Below are 16,498 nucleotides of genomic sequence, written 5' to 3'. Positions count from 1 at the left end.
CTCACACCCCCGTCAGTGTGCTGTCGCCGAGGTGCGCGAGGCGTTCGGCGACGGCGTCGGCGGTGGGTGCGGTCATCTCCCCGGCGAGGCGGCCGTCCGCGAGGAAGAGCACGGAGTCCGCGTACGAGGCGGCGACCGCGTCGTGCGTCACCATGACGACGGTCCTGCCGTGCAGGCGCACGGCTTCCTGGAGTAGGCGCAGGACGTCGCGCGCGCTGCGGGTGTCGAGGGCGCCGGTCGGTTCGTCCGCGAAGATCACGGCGGGTTCGGTGACGAGGGCGCGGGCGATGGCGACGCGCTGGCGCTGGCCGCCGGAGAGCTGGTCGGGGCGGTGGCCGAGCCGGTCGCCGAGGCCGACCTGGGTGAGGATCTCCTGGGCGCGGGCCCGGTCGACACGCCGCCCGGCGAGCCGGAGCGGCAGGGTGGTGTTCTGCGCGACGGTCAGCGTCGGCAGCAGGTTGTACTGCTGGAAGACGAAGCCGATCCGGCGGCGGCGGAACTTGGTGAGGGCCGCCTCGGTGCCGCCCGTCATCTCCTCGCCGTCGACGATCACGATGCCGCTGTCGGGCCGGTCCAGTCCGGCCGCGCACTGCAGGAGCGTGGACTTGCCGGAGCCGGAGGGCCCCATCACCGCGGTGAACGTCCCGGCCCGCAGGCTGAGGGTCACGTCGTCGAGTGCGGTGACGGCGTTCTCGGCGCCCTCTTCGGCCCCGTACGTCCTGCTGACCTCGACGAGACGCAGGGCCTCGCCGCCGTGCCCTGCCGGTCCGCTGCCGCCCGCTCGGCCCGTACGTCGGAACATGGTCTCTCCCCGTCCACCGTCGTTGTCACGGCGCTGTCTGCACCGTGACTCCGACGTTAGGGACGGCGGCGTTCCCGCACATGGGGCGTACAGCCCGGACCTCGGGTGTTGCTACGTACACCCCGCGCATCCGGGTGCCCGGTGGCCGCGTCAGGTGAGGTCGATGTGCACGTTGGTCGACTTCACGCGGGCGATGGCCTGCATGCCCACTTCGAGGCCGAGCTCCTCGACGGCCTCACGGGTCAGGAGCGAGACGAGCCGGTGCGGGCCCGCCTGGATCTCGACCTGGGCCGCCACGTCGCCGAGCTTCACGCCAGTGACGATGCCGGGGAAGGCGTTGCGCGCGGAGGTGTACGAGGCGTCCTCGTCGTCGCCGCCCGACTGGCCGACCTCGATGGAGAACGCCGCCAGGTCAGGGCCGTGGATCAGGCGGCGGCCGCCCTCGTCGCGGTGGGTGGCGACGCGGCCCGCGTCCGCCCAGCGGCGTGCCGTGTCGGGGCTGACGCCGAGCAGACGCGCCGCCTGTCCGATGGTGTAGGACTGCATGCGCGGAAGACTATGCGGCGGCCCGACGCCCGGTCACACTCCCCCGTCACGCCCCGAAGACGGACCCCCGAAGTCACACTCCTGACGTCACACCCCTGAAGGCACCACGCTGCGTCCCGTCTCGTGGGCGTACAGCGTCGTGCGGTCGCGCAGGGCCGCGTGCACCGCCATCTGCGCGTCGCGGCGGCGCTGCGCCGGGCCGTCGGGCAGGTGCAGCACGCCGGCGTTGCCGCGGGAGCCGCGCTGGATCTCGGCCGTGCGCGGGATGCGCAGGGACTCGTAGCGGGCGAGGCGGGCGCCGGTGGGCTCGTCGGCCGGGGTGGCGAGGCAGGCGGCAAGGTCCATCGCGTCCTCGACGGCCTGGTTGGCGCCCTGTGCCATGAACGGCAGCATCGGGTGCGCCGCGTCGCCGAGGAGCGTGATGTGACGGCTCGACCACTGCCGCAGCGGCGGCCGGTCGTGGAGCGCCCACTGGTGGGTCACGTCGACGGCCTCGACGATGTCGGAGACCAGGCCGGTCCAGGAGCCGAACGCGCGGCGCAGCTCCTCCGGGTCGCCGGGCGCCGACCACGACTCGGGCGGCGCGTCCTTCATGGGGACGGTCGCGGCGAAGCTGAGGTGACGGCCGCCGGACACCGGGTAGCAGACGAAGTGCCCGCCGGGGCCGAGCCAGAGGCGCACGAGGGCGGCACGCGCCTCGTCGGGGAGGCGGTCGACGGGGACGAGGCCCCGGTAGATGCCGAGCCCCGCGAAGACCGGCTCGTCGCGCAGGAACGTCTCACGGACGGTCGAGTGGATGCCGTCGGCGCCGACGACGACCTCCGCGTCGCGGACGGTGCCGTCCTCGAAGGTCAGCCGGGCACCGCCGTCGCCCAACTCCTCGGCCCCGGCCAGGCGTCGGCCGAGTCGCAGACGGTCGCGGTCGACCAGTGAGAGAAGCGCCTCGTGCAGATGCGCGCGGTGGATCGCGTAGTACGGCGCCCCGAACATCCGCTCGCAGTCATCGCCGAGCGGGGTACGGGCGATGGGGCGGCCGGTCCAGCCGCGCACCTCCATCGCCTCGATGCGCACGGCGTGTTCGCGCAGCGCCGGGCCGAGGCCCAGGCGCAGCAGCGGCCTGATGGCGTTCGGCGAGAGCTGGACGCCCGCCCCCACCTCCGCGAGGCGCCGGGTCTGCTCGAAGACCACGTACGGCAGGCCGTGCGCGGCCAGCGCGCCGGCCAGTGCCAGGCCTCCGATGCCCGCGCCGACCACAGTGATCCGCGGCCGTTCCCCTTCGCCCACTTCCCCGAACCGCACGTCTGGGACCGCCTTCCGCGTCGCTGTGTACCCGCCATGTGCGCGAGGGTGCGAGGGGCCCGGTGGCCCTGGGTCCCGCCCTTCGCCGCTCCCTGAGCATCCGCGGCCCCCGGCCCGCGCGGCAACGCCCGTCACCCCCCGACCTGACAACTGTCGCCGCTTGCGTGACGTCCGTCATCGGAACGGGGCCACGGCCGCTCAACGGCCCCTGGCCGGACCTAACTTCCAGGTGACAGCGAGACCTGACGACGCCGGGAGGCACACAGTGACGGAAGCGGAGGGACCGCGGTGACCGCGGTGGCCGTGGAGGGCCTGCGCAAGCGCTACGGGGACCACGAGGCGGTACGGGGCGTCGACTTCACCGTCTCGGACGGGGAGATCTTCGCCCTGCTCGGACCGAACGGCGCGGGCAAGACCACCACACTGGAGATCCTCGAGGGCTTCCGCGGCCGGGACGGCGGGAGGGTCGAGGTGCTCGGGCGCGACCCGGGCGAGAAGGCGGACGGCAAGTGGCTGCGCGGGCAGATCGGGCTCGTGCTCCAGGACATCGCCGTCGAGCCGTATCTGTCGGTGCGCGAGACGATCGCGCGCAACGCCGGCTACTACCCCGCGCCCCGCGGCATCGACGAGGTCATCGACCTGGTCGGTCTCGACGAGAAGCGCGGCGCGAAGGTGAAGGACCTGTCCGGCGGGCAGAAGCGGCGGCTCGACCTGGCGCTCGGCGTCGTCGGCAACCCGCGGCTCCTCTTCCTCGACGAGCCGACGACGGGCTTCGACCCGAACGCGCGGCGAGGTGCCTGGGAGGTCGTCAAGAACCTGCGGGACGCGGGCACCACCATCGTCCTGACCACGCACTACATGGACGAGGCGCAGGCGCTCGCCGACTCGGTCGCCGTGATCGCGGGCGGCGAGATCGTCGCCGCGGGCACACCCGACACGCTGGGCGGCCGGGACAGCGCGCTGGCCCGGATCCGTTTCCTGCTGCCGCCCGGCGCGGCCCTCACCGACGTGCCGCTGCCGGTGAGCGATGTACAGGAAGGCCTGGTCACGGCGGAGTCGGACGAGCCGACGGCCGCGCTGCACCAGCTGACCGAGTGGGCGCTGCGGCGTGGCACCCCGCTGGAGCGCCTGACCGTGGAGCAGCCCACGCTCGAGGACATCTATCTGGGCCTGACCAGCAAGTACGCCGAACAGGAAGCATCCTCGCCGTCCTTTGAACGCGGGCGCGGGCCGTCCTCGCGGCGGGGGCGCCGACCCGGACGGAGCCGCTCATGACCACCCTGACCCCGACCACGGCCGCCGGCGCCGGGCGCACCGCGCGCACCGAGCGGAGCCCGCTGGCGCTGCTCGGCCACCAGATCCGTTACGAGCAGCTGTCGTTCTGGCGCAACCCGCAGTCGATGGTGTTCACGTTCGTGCTGCCGATCGTGATCATCGCGATCTTCGGCGCGGTGTTCAGCGGCAGCGCCGACGACAAGTTCTTCTTCGGCCTGTCCGGCATGCAGTACTACACGCCGACGATCGCCGCGGTGTCCGTACTGGGCGCCTGCTACGGGCAGTTGGCGATCGTCCTCGCGATGCGCCGGCAGACCGGTGTGCTCAAGCGGCTGCACGCGACGCCGCTGCCGGCCTGGGTCTACTTCACGGGCCTGCTCGTGCACTGCATCGTCGTGAGCGTCGTCGACGTCGCGCTGGTCATCGGCATCGGCTCGCTGTACGACGTGCCGCTGCCGACGCACTGGGGCGCGATCATGGTGACCCTCGTACTCGGCGCGGCCAGCTTCTGCGCCCTCGGCGTGGGCGTCGCCTCGCTCATCAAGAACTCGGAAGCGGCGCCCGCCGTGGTGCAGTTCATCCAGTTCCCGCTGGTGTTCATCTCGGGCAGCTACTTCCCGATCCACTCCGAGGTCCTCAACAACATCGCCGGGCTGCTCCCGGTGAAGCCGTTCAACGACGCGATGCTGGCGCCGTTCGCGCAGAACTCCGGCTATCAGTGGCGCGACCTGGCCGTCCTCGCGGCCTGGGGTGTCATCGGCGCCCTGATCGCGGTGCGCAGCTTCCGCTGGGACCCGCGGCCGGAGTAGGCCACGCGCCGTACCCCGCACACGGCCGGCTCGGGGGCCTCCCAGGAGGCCCCCTCCGCACCCCTCCCCACCCCCCACTCCCCGAAGGGAACCCCCTCGCATGTCCCTCACCGAACCGCACACGCGCCCCGGGCCGGCCGATCTCGCCGGCGCCTGGACCCTCGAACCCTCCGCCGGCTCCGTCGAGTTCACCGGCCGGCACTTTCTCCTCCTCCCGGTGACCGGGTCGATGCCGGTGCGCTCCGGCGCCGCGGAACTCGACGGCGACGGCCGTCTCACGCACCTCGACGTCGCGCTCGACACGGGCGGTTTCACGACCGGGAACCCGCGCCGGGACGACGCCGTCCGCGGCCCCGCCTTCCTCGACACGGAGCGCCACCCGCTCCTGCGCTTCGACGGCGAGGCCCTCGCCGCGGCCGGCGAGCCGTGGACCGTCTCCGGCCTGCTGTCCGTCAAGGGCCGCGCGGTGCCCCTGATCCTCACGGTCGACGAGGTCGTCGCGGAGGGCGCCCGCACGCTCGTCCGCGCGTCGGCGACGGTGGACCGGCACGCGTGCGGCGTGAGCGCGATGCGGGCGATGGTGGGTCCCCGGCTGCGGGTGCGGGTGACGGCGGTGTTCGTGCGCGCCTGATCCGCGTGCGGCACCACACGAAGGCCCGGCCGGTGAATCACCGGCCGGGCCTCGTCGTGTGTGCACCCGGATCAGGCGAGGGCGCCCTCCGCGACCGGGAAGACATGCGCCAGCCAGGCGTAGTTGCGCAGCTCCTCCAGGAGGCTCAGGCCCAGGCGGTTGTGGAGCATGTGGGCGTGCGAGAAGAGGATCATTCCGGGGTGGGTCGGCGACTTCTCCCGGATGTCGCCGGTGAGAGCGGCGAGCCCGTCGTGCCAGTGCGCGAACGGACCGTGGGCGAGCGGGTCCACGGGCTTGGCCCCGGCGTCCCGGGTGATCGTGGTCAGCGAGTCGAGGAGCTCGTCCGGGTAGCCGGCCTCCCCGGCCCAGGCGCGCCAGGCGCCCAGGCCGTGCGCGTAGAAGTAGCCGCGTTCCGCCGTGTCGCCCAGGGCCGCGGCGGCGGCCATGGTGCCGCGCAGGGCGAGCAGGGCGCGCTGCTGCTGCGAGGGGGCCTTCGGCGCGAGGCGCAGGACGAGTTCGCTGGAGAGGCGGAACAGGTCCTCGGTGGCGGGCATCAGGGCGGGGCCGCCGTAGCGGTCGAACTCGGGGTCGTAGTCGGCGCGGTGGACGCCGGGCGCCAGCATGGCCCGTACGTGCCGGTCGTCGCCCTGCTCGCCCGCCGAGGCGAGCGTTCCCGCGCCTTCGAGGTAGGCGTCGGGGTCGAGGGGCTCCTCGCCGGGCCCGAGCGTGCCGGCGTCGGCGAGCCGGACGCGCAGCAACTCCTCGACGCGGTCGTACGTATCCGGGTCCAAGTCCCTCATCCGCAGCCGCAGATGGGGCCCGGCCTGCCAGTAGCGGATGAAGAACCAGGGTGTGCCGGGGGCGAGTTCGCCGATCGTGGGGCCGATCACGTCGGTCAGGACGCGGTCGTGCGCGGACCGGGCGGTGGTGGCGAGGTGCAGGTGCCACGAGCTCCATGTCATGAGGTCTCCCTGAGTGGTCGGGGCGTGGGCGGTCACAGCCGCAGGTCCAGGAGGGCGCCGCCCGAGTCCTGCGGGGCGCCGACGACGACGGAGAGGACGATCGTCTCGTCCGGGTCGAGGCCGAGGACGCGCTGCGTGGGGATCTCCTTGAACGCGCGGACGGGCCGGGCGAAGAGGCCGGAGGCCGCGGCCGAGAGGCACAGGCCGTGGGCGGCCCAGCCGACGGCGTGCTGCGCGGCGCCCCACCCGGCCGGGCCCGAGCGGGCGAACAGGTCGCGGGGGCGCACGGAGAAGAACACGGTCATGGGCGCGTGCCGGATGCGGCAGCCGTTGACGGGCGAGACGCCGTACCCGTAGTGCTCCTCCAGGCGGGCGGGCGCTTCGGGGTCGGCGCGCAGGAGGCGGGCGCCGCCCGGGACCGCGCGGTGGACCCCGTCCTCGTGGCCGTCGATGCCCTGGACGACGGCGGTGATGTTCACCGCGTCGAAGGCCGCCGCGAGGTCGGGTCCCGGGGGCGGTACGGCAAGCCACTGCAGCGCGGTGTCGAAGGCCTCTGCGGGGAGCCGGGCGCGGCGCCCGCTCATGCCGTGCAGGGCGCGGGGCATGCGCCCGGAATGCCGCTGCCACAGGAGCTCCGCCCAGTTCGGGACGGTGCGCGAGAGGGGCAGGTCCCGCGGGATCGCGTGCCCGACAGGGGCGGGTGAACCGTCGTACGTCTGCTGCCGGTTGACGCGCACGAGGTCGGCGAGGGACGGGTCGCGCAGGTCGGGGACGGCGGCGCGACGCCGTACGGGCAGGACCGGCGCCGGGTCGCCGATGTCGAGGGTGAGCGGCAGCGACCACTCCCACGCCGGGTCGAGCCCGAGGTCCCCGAGGAGTGCGTGCCCGTCGGGCCCGGGCAGCGACAGCCGGGCGGGTACGTCGAACAGCTCGCAGCCCACGCCCAACGCTCTCAGCACGATGCCGAGTTCGAGCGCGACCAGCGAGCCCCTGAACCACTTGTAGGCGGCCGGGATCGACGTGTACCGGCCGGTGAGGGCGATCCGGCGCGGCGCGCCCCCGCCCGGTTCACCGGTCAGCGCGTGGCGGCCCGGATCGAGGACACGCCACGGCGCCCCGCCACCGTCCCCGGCCACGAAGGCGTGCACGGGGAAGAGGCAGCGCGGGGAGGCGTAGGGGCGGTGGTCGTTGTACGGGTTCTCGGGCTCGCGGCGCTGCGGGCCGAACGCGGTGATCAGTGCGCGGGCCAGACGGTCCGGCACGTCGCGCGGCGGCGGGAGCGCGGGGTGGGGCATGGCTTCCAGCAGGTCCACGGTGCCGAGCGGGAGGGTCTCGCGCGGGGCGCCCGCGCGCGGCGGCGAGGGCGCGACGTGCGTGTCCGGGGGTGGCTCCGGGGTCCACGTCCACGGGGGCGGCTCGGGCCGGTCGGCGCCGGCGCCGTACGCGTACCAGAGGGGTTCGCGCGCGATGCTGTTGTCGCCTTCGGGGCCCGGCAGTTCCACCGGGGAACGCCGGGCCGGCGCGGGCGCGGTCACGGGAACGGGTGAGGGTCGTAGGGGGACGTCCGGTGCTCCTGGGCCGTGCCGCGCAGGGCCGCCTCCAGGCGGGGCAGACCCGCCAGGCGCTGCTGCGCGTGACCGAAGCACATCGGCAGGATGCCGGGGACGACCGCGCGCGCGACATGGATGCCCGCGTCGGCGTGCTCGCGGCTCGTCTGGTCGACGAGGACGATCCGGTCGAGGCCGGCGTCGGCGAACAGGGAGCGCACGAAGTCGAGCGCGCCCCGTACATCGCCGCCCGACGCGTCGGTGAGGCGCCGCGGCCAGTCGGGGAACGCCTCGTCCAGGGTGACGCTCTCGCCGCCGAGCGCGGCCGTGGCCCGCTCGCGCGTCTCGGGGATCGAGGAGAACCGCACGTGGTCCTCCAACTCCTGCACCAGCCAGGGGTCTTCGGCCATCGCCTCGACCTGTTCCCTGGTCCAGTCGACCGGGTTGGTGACGAGCTGGGCGACCTCGCGCAGGGCACCGCGGATCGCGGACTGCGGGTCGGCCCCGGATCCGGCCGAGGAGAACGTCGCGGGGAACGGGTGGAGTCGGTTCACCGCCAGGACCCAGACCACGGGCAGCGCGATGTCCCGTGTGGCGACCAGGAGATGGATGTCGAAGCCGCGCGCGCGGATCAGCTCGATCATGGCGCGGCTCGTCGGGTCGGTGATCGAGCTCTCCGGGATGTGGGGCAGCGGCGCGGCCCGGTACCAGGAAGTCAGGAACGCGTCGCGCTCGGCGAGCTCGAACAGCGAGTGCAGCGCCGCCTCTTCGAGGTTCGCGCCGACCGCGCAGCCGCTGGAGGACTCGTAGAAGTAGTGCTTGCGCTCGTGCGGTGTGACGGCCCTCGCGGCTCGGCGGTCCCTGCGGAACGCGTACTCGTACTGGTAGAAGGCGTGGTCTGCGGGGACGAGCAGGGCCCGCCCGTCGTCGAGGTCGTGGCCCCACACCCAGTCCATCGGGGTGTCGGCCGTGTGCGGGGTCACCCGGCTGGTCGGGTGGGCCAGCTGTTCGTCCGTGTACCGGCCGAGCGTCGCCGGGTCCACGGCATGCTCGGCGACGTCCGTGTACGCGCGGTCCGTGAGGACCGGGATGTCGTACGGGAATCCGCCGAGCCTCTCGTACGCCTCCAGGACGGCGACCGGCTCGGTCTCGGCGAACGTCCTGGCGCGGCCGTGGCCCATCGCGGGAGCGTCCGGCACGACGGCCATGCTCATCGCGAACGGGGTGCGGGACTCGCGCAGGACGGCGCGGACCGGGCCGTAGCGGTCGTCGACGAGGCGCTCGCGCAGCAGGCCGCGCTCGACGAGACGGCTGTCGTCGGACCGGGTCGGGTCGCCCGGGGACGCCGGCCGGTTCCGCAGCACAGGCGACAAAGGCTGTTCCGCACAGGTGAGTTCGCCCTTCTCTGGGCCGCACAGCGGGCAGTGGAAGCTGCGGGCGACGCGGTGGCGGCGCAGGCCGCGCGCCGATACGGCGTAGAGCTCGCCGGGACCGAGGGGCCGCCGCGCCAGATGCTCCAGGGACGCCCGGAGCAGTTCGGGCAGCAGCGCCTCAGACGGCGCGGGGCCGGCGGCCGCATGGCCGAGGTCGCCGGCCAGGGGGTGGTCGACGACGGTGCGCTCACGCACCTCGGCGCAGCCCGCGCACCCGGCGTCGGTCCCCGGCACCCAGAGCGGTCCGACGAGAACTTCGTCGCCGTGGACGCGCACGGACAGATACGGGCGGCCCGACTCCCTTGCCACGTCCAGGTGTTGGCGCTCCTGGCCGAGATCCCAGCCGCGCCGGACGAGGACGCGCCCGCCGTCCGCGGCGGTCAGGGCGGCCAGCCCGGTGAAGACGTCCCGCCAGGTCTCGTCGTCGTACGCGTCGGGGGCGCGTCGCGCGCTGGTCACGTCAGCCGTGTCACTGTGCATCGTGGGTCTCCCGCGTGCGCTCTGCGGCCTCGACCGGCCCGTACCAGAAGGGGATCTCGCCGAGTACCGGGTCCGCCGCGACGGGGTGGCCGCGGAAGGCGATGCCGAGGGCGTCGGCGTGGGTGGTGATCTGTGCGCGCAGAGCGCCGATGACGGCGGCTTCCGCGAACAGCAGGGCGTCCGTGCAGATTTGGGCGGGCGTGTCCGTCTGCGCGTGGGCGACGGCCTCGCACAGGGCCGTGCGCAGGGCCTCCTCGGAGGTGGCTCCCCAGCCTGTGCCGAGCGGTTCACCGGCCGCGGTGATGACCTCGGCGAGACGCCAGTCGACACCGCGGACGTGGCGCAGCGTGAGCCGGGGCTCGCCCTCCACCAGCTGCCGCAGCGCGGACAGGATGCGCTCGCCTTCGGCGTCGGGCGACGCGTCGGCCCCGGCAAGCTCGACCGCGCGCGGGGCCAGCAGCCGCAGAGCGCCGTCGAGCAGCCAGTGCTCCTCGGTCAGCCCGGCCGCCGCCCCCGGGACCCGGTCCCGCAGGGCGAGCAGCGCGGCGGCGACGGTCGCGGCCTCCTGGTGCGGTCCCCAGGCGACGAGCGTGCCCGCCCGCTCCCCGCGCTGTTCGACGGCGCGCAGCGCGAGCGGCATCTGCGGCAGGTCCTCGTCACAGGTGTAGGCGAACAGGCCGGTCCAGCGTCCGGCGAGGGCCGCGGCCGACTCCCGCGCGCCCTCAAGTTCGGGCATCGGGGTCGAGGGGGCGTCGGTGAGGAGGGAGCCCGGCCGGCCGGTCGCGGCCGCCATGCGGGCTCCCCCGACGGTCACCCGGTCGGAGACCAGGTCCGCCCCGTGCACGACGTGCGCCTCGCCCGCGTCCGCCGTCCCTGTCAGCGTGTCGATGAGCAGCTGCCCCGCGAGGGCCCCGGCCACGGCGTCGGCGACCGGACGCGGTACGGGCCCGTCGCTCCCTTCCGTCCAGGACAGGGCCCGCTCACGGAACGCGGCACGGGTCGCGGCACCCTCGGGACCACCCGCGAGAACGGGAGCCACGACATGAGTCGTGTCGCCGAGGAATACGGTCAAGTGATGCTGCGTGGAGGGGAGTTCAGGACGTCCGCCATCAGCTGCGGTACGGATTTCCAGGAGCGCGTCAGCGCCTTCGTACACGTGGTCGGTCGAACCGGGCGCCTCTACGACCGTCACCTCCCCCACCCCTGCCCGGCGCAGCCCGCGCGCCGCCGGGCCCGTCGCCTCGGGCGGGCCCGTGACGAGGACCCGGGCGGCGCGCAGGCGGGCGAACGCGGCGTACGGGTCGTCGAGCCGGGCCTCCAGGCGGGCGACGGACTCGGCGTGCGGCGCGCGCTCCTCGGGGGACGGCTCGGGCGCGGTGAACGCGTCGGGGTCGAGCAGGAGTCCCGCGTCGCGCAGTTTGCCGACGAGGTGGCGTACGGCGGGGCGGGAGCGCTCGGTGCCGAGTTCGGTGACGAGTTCGTCCTCGGTCGCGCCGTTCTCCAGGAGGGGGACGCAGCCCTCGGCCACGGCGTGCAGGACGTCGGAGCCGCGCAGGACGACCTGGCCGCGGGTGCCGCTGAGGTAGACGCCGCCGGGCACGGGCGCGAAGTGCAGGTCGGGGCGGGCCTTGAGCCGGGTGTTCGTCATGCCTGTCCCCCTCGGTAGGTGAAGCGTCCGCCGGCCTCACGGCCGACCTCGACGACCCACTCGGTGGCGTGCGTGCCGTCGACGACGGCCGGCAGCGCCTCTTCCAGGTAGCAGCCGTCGGCGCCGCGCCGGTCGAGCATGCGCGGCAGGACGCGGGCGCTCAGGGCGCTGGTCAGGTCGACGTACTGCGGCTTCTGCTGGAGCCGCTTGGACTGCACGTCGGGGGCGCCGACCGAGAGGGGGCCCTCGTCCTCGGGCGCGTTCTTGATGACGACCTCCTCGGCGACGCCGTGGCGGGCGCGCCACGCGTTGAGCGCGAGGAGCCGGTCGTGCTCGTCGGGTCCCGCGGCGACCGCGGTGGTGAGTTCGTCGCCGCCGTACCAGCGGCGACGCCCGATGAGGACGTCGCCGACGGCCATGCGGGGCGCGGCCTTGGTGGTGGCGCGGTCCCACGGCGTCGCCGCGTGCCAGCTGTTCGGCAGGCTGTTGAAGAGGCGGCCGCTGATGGCGAGGCCCGAGGCGACGGACAGCGGCGGCGGGAACAGGCCGGGGTGGCCGGTGCCCAGCGGGAGTACGCGCAGGGGTGCGCCGTCGGCGTCCTCGACGCGCAGCATGTCGGTGTCCGGGTCGTGCGCGAGGCGCAGCGTGAACCAGTCCTCGGGGGTGAGGCCGCCGGGCAGGATCGGCGCGTGCGCGTTGACGTTGAGGCGGTGCAGGCCGAGGTCCTCGGTGACGCGGGCGCCGTCGAAGCCGTACTCCCGCTGGAGGTGCTCGGCGAGGCGGGGCAGGGCGTGGCCGCCCATGCGGCGGTCGGCGTCGAGGAAGCGGGCGTAGAGCATGCCGTGGCCCGGCAGTCCGTCGTTGAGGACGAGCCTGTCGTCGCCCTCCTGGAGGAGGACGCCGTAGATGAGGGGGTCCTGGCGGAAGCGGTCGGGCAGGGACGCGGTCAGGCCCGCCACGTCGTCGGCGGTGAGGACGAGGGTGTCGTCGCCGGCGTCGACGGTCTTGGACAGGCGCGCGTGGACGGCCTCGGTCAGCTCGCGGCGCAGCAGGTACATGCGCTCCAGGGAGCCGTCGGCGGGGCCGATGCCGGCGAGTGCGGACGGGTCGCCGGTGCCGTGCGGCCCGTAGACGGCGTCCATGGCGGCGGCGCGCCGGGACACCTCGCCGACGACGAACGCGGCGTTCGCGGCGAGCGGGACGTTGGCCCCGGCGCCGAACCGTTCGACGAACGCCGCCGTCATCAGGACGCGCACGTCGTGCAGCCAGTCGAAGACGGACAGGAGCTCGACGGCCGGGCCGAGGTCGGCGAGCGGCTTGTGCCACTGCCGGGTCGCCACCTTCAGCGGCGGCATGACGTAGTCCTCCTCGACGGTGATCTGGGCGGGCCGCCCGGCGAGGTGGCTCAGCTTGCCGAGGTCGCCGCGCAACTCGGCGAGCACACCGCCCCGTTCGGGCGCGGGGGCGTCGGCGAGGCGGGGCAGTCCGGCGCGGATGCCGGCGGCGAGCGCGGTGGCGCGCGGGTCGTCGGGGGTGAGGAGGTCGTCGTAGTCGGCGGCGCCGTCCTCGGCCTCGTGGAAGGTGCACAGCAGGCCCTGGCCCACGGCCTGCCGTACGCGCTTGTCGGCGGCCTCGGCGGGGATGCCGGCGCGTTCGGCGACGTGGGCGACGACGGCGGGGAAGAGCCGGGGCCCCATGGACACCGCGTCGAGCAGGTCGCCGACGGGCCCGTCCAGGGGGACGGCGAGCCGGCGCATGCCCGCGTCGGTGAGCCGCAGGAAGAACAGCTTGCCGGACTCGGGGTCGGGCGCCGAGGTGGGCGGGATGCCCACCCACAGGTCCGTGAGGTCGGCGGTGTCGGCGGCGGGGAGCCCGCCGAGCACGTAGCCGAGCATGACGCGGTCGAGCCCGGGGAACGCGGTGGCGCCTTCGAAGGAGACCTCGCCGGGGTCGACGCCGTCCGGGTCGGGCTCCGCGATGCCGACGGCGGTGAACCGGGACAGCGGGCTCGTGCGGACCATGGCCCGGGTGACGTACTGGATGAGGCCGCGCTCGGACTTGCGGGTGCGGGCGGAGACCTTGCCGGGGCCGCGGACGGCGGCGCGGTAGCGCTCGGCCTCCTGGTGGACCTCGGGCGCCACCAGGGCGAGCGAGCGCAGCAGGTCGTCGTCGCCCAACAGGGCGGCCAGTCCGGCACGTTCGCGGTCGGCGGCCTCGGTGTAGCCCTCGACGACGGCGTCGCGCAGCCGCTCCCTGGCGTCCCGCGCGGCCAGCCACTCGGTGACGGCGGGCGTGGGGGTGGGCGGCTTCTTGGGTGCGCGGCCGTTGTGGATGGCGCGGCGCAGGGCGATGAGGTCGCGGCGCTCGGCGTCGTCGGCGGCCTCGCCGATGCGGTGGTACAGCTCGTCGGAGCACGCGTCGGCGGCCCGCCTCAACACCTCTTCGGCTGCGGCGAGTTCGGCGAGGGTGCGGCGCTGGGCCGGGTCGGCGAGGCGGGTGCGGCGCAGCGGGTTGACCCGCAGGAACCAGAGGGACTCGGGTGTGGTCGGGCCGGTCATCGCGTGACTCCCGTCGGGTCGGCCGCCGCGCCGGCCATGCGGTCCCGGCGGTCGTTGAGGCGGTCCTGCCAGGACACGCCGAGGACGTCGTCGACGGTCTCGGCGATGGCGAAGCACATGTAGTAGCGCTGCATCGGCGAGACGGTCAGGAGCGGCAGCTGCTCGTAGAAGAGGTTCGTCAGGAGGCGGAAGGCGGCGAACCAGCGGGAGGGGTCGGCGACCACTCCGGACGCGCCGACGGCGCGGTGGAAGTCACTGTCCGGCTGGTCGCCCTGCGGGACGACGCGGGTCGCCCCCGGCGGGCCCATCTCGCTGCGGTCCACGCCGTCGGTGACGGAGTCGAGCAGGTCGAGGGTGAGCGTCCCGGCGGCGACGGCGCTCTCCAGGGCGCCGGAGCCGTACGCGAACGCGGTCCGCCACTCGGCGGCGCCGGCCGACACCTCGCCGGACAGGCGCTGTTCCACGACGGTGCGCAGCCGGGGCGCGTCCTTGGCGAGCCGTTCCTGGAAGACGGGCCTGACGTCCTTGGTGGGCGCGGCCCAGGCGAGGAACGCCTCGACGTGGGAGCGGGGCGAGAACACCCCGTAGGCGGGGCCGAGGAAGTGCGTGTCGACGAGGGCGGCGAACGCCTCGGCGAGCCGGACGGTGGCGGTGGCGGGCTCCGCCGCGATGCCGTCGATCATGCGCAGCAGGGGCTTGTTCAGGGCGCCGAGCACGACGGTGCGGAACCGGTCGAGGCGCGGCTCGCGCGACGCCGTGTCGGCGGGGCCCACCCGTGAGACGGCGCCGTGCTCGTGCAGCGGGAGGTAGGGCGGCTGGACCGCTTCGAGCCGGCCGAACTCGCGGGCCTGCTCCAGGTACGCCTCCTCGGTCAGGGCACACGGCGGGTCGAGCGGACCGGCGTCGAGGAGATCGGCGACCTCGGTCCAGTCGGGGCCGCCCGGCACCGCGAGGGCGAGGACGTCGACGTGCGGGCCGTGCAGCCAGCCGCGCCTCAACTGGACGGCGGGAGCGCCCCGTTCGCTCAGGGCGCGGGCGACCGGCACGACGTGCCGGGCGAGCCACGCCGGTGTGACCGGCATCCGTGTGTGGAGCCGCACTCCCGTCAGGCCGGCGGAGTCCGGCTTCACGGCAGTGCGCTCCGGCGCTTCAACCCCCATGTTTTTCGCACCTTCCAGGAAATCTTCAACAGATCTTGCGGAATGTTTTGACTGGAATTCTGTGGCGCCGGCTTGTGCCCGGAAAGAGAATGCGGGGCGGCCGCTTACATACGTCACCGCTTTCGTGACACGGGCGCCCGCCGAGTCACGGACGGGTTGGCCGAAAACTGCCGGGCAGGCGCCAAGATCGCTGTACCCTCCGGCCATGACTACGGACACGGAGTGCCTTGCACTCACGCAGAATCTGCGCCGCCGCGGGGCCATCGTCCTCGCGGTTTTTGCCCTGGTGTGGGCTTTTGCGGGCGGCTCCGGCATAAGTGCTGTCGGGGTTTCGGTGACGGTCGGCGTGCTCGCCGCCGCGGTGACCGTCGTGGCGGTGGTCCTGGCCTTCCGCGGCGGGGCCGGACCGGCCTCGCGCATGGTGCGGCTCCCGGAGAAGTGGAACCGCGGGGTCGGCATGGTGAACATGGCCGAGCTGGTGGCGATCTTCGTGGTCATCGCCGCGTCGAACGCGAGCGGCCACCCGGAGCTGATCCCGCCGGGAATCTGCCTGGTCGTGGGCCTGCACTTCTTCCCGCTCGCCCGCCTCTTCGACCAGTGGCAGTACAAGTGGACGGCCGTCTTCCTGACGGCGGTCGCGGTGGCCGGCCTGGTGGTCGCCGCGGCCGGCACGACGATGGAGACCGTGCGTGTGGTGGTCGGCCTGGGCGCCGCGCTGGTGCTGTGGGCCTCGTCGTTCCACGTCGCCGTGCGGGGCTGAGGCAGGAACGCGGCCGACCCCCGCGGGGGCCCGCAGAACGTCCCCACACAAGGATGTACCCATCCAGCTCCCGGCTGGATGGGCGCATCCTTTGGAACGGTGGATCAGCAGGCGGAGCAGGTGCTGGACGAGGACGACGAGGTGCCGATCGAACCGCTGGAGGCGCCCATCTCGGGGAGGGCGACACCCTGGGCGACCTCGAGGGTCTCCAGCTCGTCGACGTCGAAGCTGTCGAACGCCTTCTCCGCGTCGTCGCCGTTCTTGATGTCGTTGATGCTCATGTGATGAATTCCTTCCGGTGTTCCGCGAAGCGGCTTCGCGGGGTGGACGAGCGGTGGATGGGGGGAAGTCAGCAGGCGGAGCAGGTGGAGGACGAGGACGACGAGGTGCCGATCGAACCGCTGGAGGCGCCCATCTCGGGGAGGGCCACGCCCTGGGCGACCTCGAGGGTCTCCAGCTCGTCGACGTCGAAGCTGTCGAACGCCTTCTCCGCGTCGTCACCGTTCTTGATGTCGTTGATGCTCATGTGATGAATTCCTTTCGTGAGTTCCTGAGTTCCCGGAGGATTCCCCGAGGGACCTTCCCGGA

Annotated in this window: 15 protein-coding genes; 4 read left to right on the top strand and 11 right to left on the bottom strand. The window is 73.9% G+C overall.

From position 1 onward, the window contains the following. Position 1: 1 nt before the first annotated feature. The 3 genes from ACZ67T_RS00680 to ACZ67T_RS00670 form a co-directional block, all read right to left on the bottom strand. Positions 2–802, bottom strand: a complete 801-nt coding sequence (locus ACZ67T_RS00680; RefSeq protein ID WP_469980696.1) for an ABC transporter ATP-binding protein — start codon at positions 800–802, stop codon at positions 2–4. A gap of 150 nt (positions 803–952) precedes the next feature. Continuing rightward, positions 953–1,348 (bottom strand): TOBE domain-containing protein, encoded by a 396-nt coding sequence (locus ACZ67T_RS00675; RefSeq protein ID WP_469980694.1) that lies wholly within the window; start codon positions 1,346–1,348, stop codon positions 953–955. Positions 1,349–1,435: 87 nt separating this feature from the next. Next, positions 1,436–2,647 (bottom strand): FAD-dependent monooxygenase, encoded by a 1,212-nt coding sequence (locus ACZ67T_RS00670; RefSeq protein WP_469980692.1) that lies wholly within the window; start codon positions 2,645–2,647, stop codon positions 1,436–1,438. A 288-nt stretch (positions 2,648–2,935) separates the two neighbouring features. Between ACZ67T_RS00670 and ACZ67T_RS00665 the strand changes: the two genes are divergently transcribed. The 3 genes from ACZ67T_RS00665 (at position 2,936) to ACZ67T_RS00655 (ending at position 5,362) form a co-directional block, all read left to right on the top strand. Beyond that, entirely contained in the window at positions 2,936–3,922 is a 987-nt protein-coding gene (locus tag ACZ67T_RS00665) for an ABC transporter ATP-binding protein (protein ID WP_469980690.1), read from the top strand. Further along, complete coding sequence (locus tag ACZ67T_RS00660) at positions 3,919–4,731, top strand: ABC transporter permease (RefSeq protein WP_100591209.1); 813 nt, start codon at positions 3,919–3,921, stop codon at positions 4,729–4,731. The genes ACZ67T_RS00665 and ACZ67T_RS00660 overlap by 4 nt, the downstream gene beginning before the upstream one ends. 100 nt (positions 4,732–4,831) lie before the next feature. Further along, a complete protein-coding gene (locus ACZ67T_RS00655) occupies positions 4,832–5,362 on the top strand; it encodes a YceI family protein (protein ID WP_469980687.1) in 531 nt (176 codons plus the stop codon). Positions 5,363–5,433: 71 nt separating this feature from the next. Here ACZ67T_RS00655 and ACZ67T_RS00650 read toward each other — a convergent pair whose 3' ends face one another. From ACZ67T_RS00650 to ACZ67T_RS00625, 6 genes are read right to left on the bottom strand one after another with little or no spacing between them, the layout of a single operon-like run. Beyond that, complete coding sequence (locus ACZ67T_RS00650; protein WP_469980685.1) at positions 5,434–6,324, bottom strand: thiopeptide-type bacteriocin biosynthesis protein; 891 nt, start codon at positions 6,322–6,324, stop codon at positions 5,434–5,436. 32 nt (positions 6,325–6,356) lie between these two features. After that, positions 6,357–7,859, bottom strand: a complete 1,503-nt coding sequence (locus ACZ67T_RS00645; RefSeq protein ID WP_469980684.1) for a nitroreductase family protein — start codon at positions 7,857–7,859, stop codon at positions 6,357–6,359. Then, entirely contained in the window at positions 7,856–9,784 is a 1,929-nt protein-coding gene (locus ACZ67T_RS00640; RefSeq protein WP_469980683.1) for a TOMM precursor leader peptide-binding protein, read from the bottom strand. Before ACZ67T_RS00640 ends, ACZ67T_RS00645 begins: the two co-directional genes overlap by 4 nt. Next, positions 9,774–11,432, bottom strand: a complete 1,659-nt coding sequence (locus ACZ67T_RS00635; RefSeq protein ID WP_469980682.1) for a hypothetical protein — start codon at positions 11,430–11,432, stop codon at positions 9,774–9,776. Before ACZ67T_RS00635 ends, ACZ67T_RS00640 begins: the two co-directional genes overlap by 11 nt. Next, positions 11,429–13,990, bottom strand: a complete 2,562-nt coding sequence (locus ACZ67T_RS00630) for a lantibiotic dehydratase (RefSeq protein ID WP_469980681.1) — start codon at positions 13,988–13,990, stop codon at positions 11,429–11,431. The genes ACZ67T_RS00635 and ACZ67T_RS00630 overlap by 4 nt, the downstream gene beginning before the upstream one ends. Next, positions 13,987–15,150: a hypothetical protein gene (locus tag ACZ67T_RS00625; protein ID WP_469980680.1), complete on the bottom strand. Its 1,164-nt coding sequence runs from the start codon at positions 15,148–15,150 to the stop codon at positions 13,987–13,989. The genes ACZ67T_RS00630 and ACZ67T_RS00625 overlap by 4 nt, the downstream gene beginning before the upstream one ends. 205 nt (positions 15,151–15,355) lie before the next feature. Here ACZ67T_RS00625 and ACZ67T_RS00620 point away from each other — a divergent pair, with 205 nt between their 5' ends. Next, positions 15,356–15,910 carry a DUF7010 family protein gene (locus tag ACZ67T_RS00620; RefSeq protein WP_326773697.1) on the top strand — a complete coding sequence of 185 codons (555 nt, stop codon included), beginning with the start codon at positions 15,356–15,358 and terminating at the stop codon, positions 15,908–15,910. A 104-nt stretch (positions 15,911–16,014) separates the two neighbouring features. Here ACZ67T_RS00620 and ACZ67T_RS00615 read toward each other — a convergent pair whose 3' ends face one another. Then, complete coding sequence (locus ACZ67T_RS00615) at positions 16,015–16,191, bottom strand: thiazolylpeptide-type bacteriocin (RefSeq protein WP_100591202.1); 177 nt, start codon at positions 16,189–16,191, stop codon at positions 16,015–16,017. A gap of 68 nt (positions 16,192–16,259) precedes the next feature. Further along, positions 16,260–16,436 (bottom strand): thiazolylpeptide-type bacteriocin, encoded by a 177-nt coding sequence (locus ACZ67T_RS00610; RefSeq protein ID WP_100591202.1) that lies wholly within the window; start codon positions 16,434–16,436, stop codon positions 16,260–16,262. Between the last annotated feature and the right edge of the window lie 62 nt (positions 16,437–16,498).

The sequence above is a fragment of the Streptomyces sp. NPDC107517 genome, from assembly GCF_055582645.1.
The sequence above is the reverse complement of the archived record's forward strand: the minus strand, read 5'-3'. Positions and strand labels throughout refer to the sequence as shown.